Source organism: Agromyces bauzanensis, assembly GCF_014645655.1.
In the GTDB taxonomy this organism is placed as follows: Bacteria; Actinomycetota; Actinomycetes; order Actinomycetales; family Microbacteriaceae; genus Agromyces; species Agromyces bauzanensis.
The window spans coordinates 1-1,176 of sequence record NZ_BMMD01000066.1 but is presented as its reverse complement, the minus strand read 5'-3'; the positions used below and the strand labels follow the sequence as shown (position 1 = coordinate 1,176).

Genomic DNA, 1,176 nt, shown 5'->3' with positions numbered 1-1,176 from the left:
GCGCTGGACCTTGCGGCCGTAGAGCCATCGGGAGATCTCGAACGGGACCGCGGGGAGCGGCCGCAGTATCGGCTTCTCCTCCGCCTCGAACACGCTCAACCGGGACCCGGCGCGCTTCTGGAACGGCTCGGCGTTGTAAGCGGCGACCCGCTCATAGACCGCTGCCCGCAGCTCCGGCAACGTCGCGAACCGCCGGTCGCGAAGCGCCGCGATCACGGAGGTTGCGACGTTCCCGACGGTGCCCTCGACGCTCGCCTTGTCCTTCGGCTTCGCGAGCCTGCCCGGCAGCACCGCAGCGGAGTAGTGCGCGGCGAGCTCCCGATACGCGTCGTTGAGGACCACCTCACCCTCCGCCGGGTGCTTGATCACTCCGGTCTTCAGGTTGTCCGGAACGACCCGCGGAACACTCCCACCGAACCAGTCGAACATCGACACGTGCGCGCGCAGCCAGGTGTCCTGCCGCATATCGAGCGTCGGCTCGACGAACGAGTACCTCGAGAACGGCAGCGTCCCAACGAACAAGTAGACCCGCGTCGTCTGCCCGGCGACCGGGTCGGTCAGCGCCATCGTCTTCCCAGACCAGTCGACCTCGACCGTCTGCCCGGCCTTGTGCCCAACCCGCGACGCCGCGCCGATCACCAGCACGTGCCGCTGGTAGGTCTTGCAGAACCGGTCGTAGCCCATCGCCGTCTCACCCTTGCCGCGGCAGGCGTCGACGTACTCGCCATGCAACAGCTTCAACGTCACCCCGACACGAGCGAGCTCGCGATGCACCTTGTCCCAGTCGGGCTGCGCGTGAACGCTCTCGTGCTCACCCCGCCCGGGGAACAGCCGCCAATACACGTCCGCCTCGTCGAGATCGGCGACGTCGTCCCAGCCGATCCCTTCCCGGTCAGCGGCGTCGAGCACCGCCGCCACCGAGTGTCGAGACATGCCCTGGGCCGCGATCTGCCGCGACGAGAGCCCCTCCGCGCGAAGCCGGAGCACCAGCTTCGCCTTGATCCTGCGTACCATCCGAACTACTCCTTCTGCCGCGTGATCAGCCACGCGGCAGAAGGAGCCTAGGCAAGGTGGCACCGAACCCGAATACTCAGTGGCGCTCAACGACAAGATCGCGTCGACGAGCAAGTGGCGCTCAACCGCGATACCCATGGCGCTCAGAGAAGCGAATATTCA

The 1,176-nt window shown here is 67.1% G+C and carries 1 protein-coding gene; it reads right to left on the bottom strand.

The window, feature by feature from the left end:
• On the bottom strand, positions 1 to 1,014 hold a 1,014-nt coding region (gene istA, locus IEX31_RS18415; protein ID WP_188744838.1), incomplete at its 3' end, for an IS21 family transposase.
• Between the last annotated feature and the right edge of the window lie 162 nt (positions 1,015 to 1,176).